The 2,478-nt window shown below is 24.1% G+C and carries 3 protein-coding genes; all 3 read right to left on the bottom strand.

The features are described 5' to 3' along the window. Positions 1-24: 24 nt before the first annotated feature. Positions 25-1,152 carry a hypothetical protein gene (locus tag ACRC03_RS02700; protein ID WP_438651012.1) on the bottom strand — a complete coding sequence of 376 codons (1,128 nt, stop codon included), beginning with the start codon at positions 1,150-1,152 and terminating at the stop codon, positions 25-27. 26 nt (positions 1,153-1,178) lie between these two features. Further along, a complete protein-coding gene (locus ACRC03_RS02695; protein WP_438651011.1) occupies positions 1,179-2,099 on the bottom strand; it encodes a hypothetical protein in 921 nt (306 codons plus the stop codon). Between the two features lie 248 nt (positions 2,100-2,347). Continuing rightward, positions 2,348-2,478: transposase (locus ACRC03_RS02690; protein WP_438650849.1), on the bottom strand; the 131-nt coding region annotated here is incomplete at its 5' end.

The raw sequence follows: 2,478 nt of genomic DNA, 5'->3' as shown, positions 1-2,478 counted from the left end.
GTGTATACACTTTGTCTATCATTTTTATTTACCTCTTAAAAAATCAACTAATACATTATATCCTATAGACTTTGCATAATCTTCTATGTTTATTAAAATTACACCTAGTTCCTTAGCTTTTATTCCTTCTTTAACATATACTTTTACAATATTATGTTCATCTAATTTTTCATAATCAATTTTTGTAATTTTACTAAATATTGAAGTATCAATGTTCTCTTTTAAGTTTGAGATTATTCTAATATAGTCGTTATTTCTAATAATCATATTTAAAATTCTCTCATCTATTTTATTATTAAGCAATTCATCATTAGGATCGTTGTTTTCTTCAATTTGTTCTTCATCAACTTCATATTGTTTACTATCATTTTCTATATCAATATCATCTTCCTCTATTTCTTCACCTTCTATTATCTTATATTCTAATAAGTCCCTATAAGGATCTCTTGGTGTGAAAATATCTTCAGTGTAAAATTCTTTCAAACTTCTATTTATATATACTTCTATATCTTCTATGGCTGATAATATATTAAAACCATTTACTACTGTTGTATAGTATACATCTAAATATTCATCTTGTTCCTCAAAATGTTGATCTATTATTTCATATTTAATTTGATAGACTATGCTGCACTTCATTTCATTTAATATACCTGCAACTTCTTCTATATATGTAGTAATACATTCATTAAGGGTATTTGTTGGTATTGATAAAGAGTCAAGATTGTATCTTATATTCTTTATATCTTGTAAAAATCTATTTGCCTGTCCAAATATCTTATCATAGTCAGATTCTTCATTTATTTTTAACTCACTTAATAGCCTTATATTTTTTAAATAATCTTCTAGGTTTTGTAAAATTTCACTAGTCTCTACAAAGGTATTAATTTCACTTACTTTTTCTGTAGTCAGTTTTGTTATGCTCTTATTTATATATCCTCCAAAGGAAACTACATTTCCAAGATAAGAATTCATTAAGTCCTCAGTGGTTGTGACTATATTTCTTATCGGTTTTATTACTTTATATAGTGATTGTTTTTTTTGTAGAAGTGCAATTAGAAGACATCCATTAGATGTATACTCATAGGATGACCAGATAGAATAATTTTTTGAAGTTTCTAATACATATTGACTAAATGTTTTATCATTCATAAAAACCTCCGTATTTTATATGATTTTTAATTTATTAACTTCTGTATTTTTTCACAGAAAGAATCTTTTGTGTCAAAGTAAATTACACTTGGTTCTTCTGAATCTTCTAAAATTAGAAATTCTCTTTTTATTGTATCTAGATTAATAAACTCATCATTATTCATATCCTCAAATATTAAAGAAAGTGCTTCTTCCATTGAGTCACATACCTTTATATCTAAATCACTATCACTACTTATAGATATACAGTATACAACATTAGCAACTGGATTTTGTAAGATTCTATATATATATCTGCATTCATCTGAGTGTATTCTAAAAGTTTCTTCTTTATCTACGGTCATATATATATCATATTGACCTTCATCCTCTAAAATATTAAAATCATCATAAATTGCTTCATTAGAATCTATTAAAAAATCATTTATTTCATCATATAATTTAGTTATTCTTAACGTTTTTTTCATAATATTTTCCCCTACCTTTTCAATTTCTTTTTTACTTTCTTCATATATTTCTTTTTTATATTCTTTTTTCTTAGTAGATTTGCTAATATCTTCAGTAAACTGTAAAATACAATCATCTATATATTTCTTTAAATCTTCTACTTGTTCAGGAGTTAAATATTCTTCATTATCAATACCCTTTTGAAGTATTTTTAAGTATAGCATTACTTTCTTTTGATTTAACTTACTTGATTCTGTTTGTTTATTTTTTTCTGTAGAATATAGTTGTTGTTTGGTAAGGTTGCCTATCCTATTAAGTTCTCTTGCTATATCTACTGGAAGTTCGCCATATCTTAAAATTTCTTTCAAGTTAGTATTATTTTCTTCTTTAATTTTTTTATATCCATATTTAACTATAAAGCTTATATTAATGTTTGTTAATTTTCCTGTTTTCTTTATTTTTTCTACTACTGGTTTAACTGGATTTATATTTGAGCTCATTATACCCCCACCTTTTCTTATGTTTTAATTTATTTCTTAATATAAAAATAACATTTCCACATTAATTTATCTACTTTATTGATAGGCAGTTTTTAATTGAATCTGGCGCCAGATTTTTTTAATATTTATAATAAATATTTCTTGATTATTTACTTTAATATATTTTTCCTAATTTTTCAGAGGGATATATTCTATATACAGCTTTTCCTATGATATCTTTTATATCTATAATTCCTAATTTATTATAGTCATATAACTTTAAAAAGTTGGTAAATAGACTCTTCTAGAGTCTTATTATTTTTATGTATTTTTTTCAAATTCTTTTTTAATTTTGCCCAGTACTTTTCTATAGGATTTAACTCTGGAGAATATGGTGGTA

It is taken from the genome of Romboutsia sp. (assembly GCF_051659545.1).
Classification (GTDB): Bacteria; Bacillota; Clostridia; order Peptostreptococcales; family Peptostreptococcaceae; genus JBOFOR01.
This window is presented reverse-complemented; position numbering and strand designations above follow the sequence as displayed.

What these genes read in the sequence shown, in the direction of transcription:
- ACRC03_RS02700 (WP_438651012.1), bottom strand. Translation starts at nt 1,152, where the DNA reads ATGAATGATAAAACATTTAGTCAATATGTATTAGAAACTTCAAAAAAT.
- ACRC03_RS02695 (WP_438651011.1), bottom strand. Translation starts at nt 2,099, where the DNA reads ATGAGCTCAAATATAAATCCAGTTAAACCAGTAGTAGAAAAAATAAAG.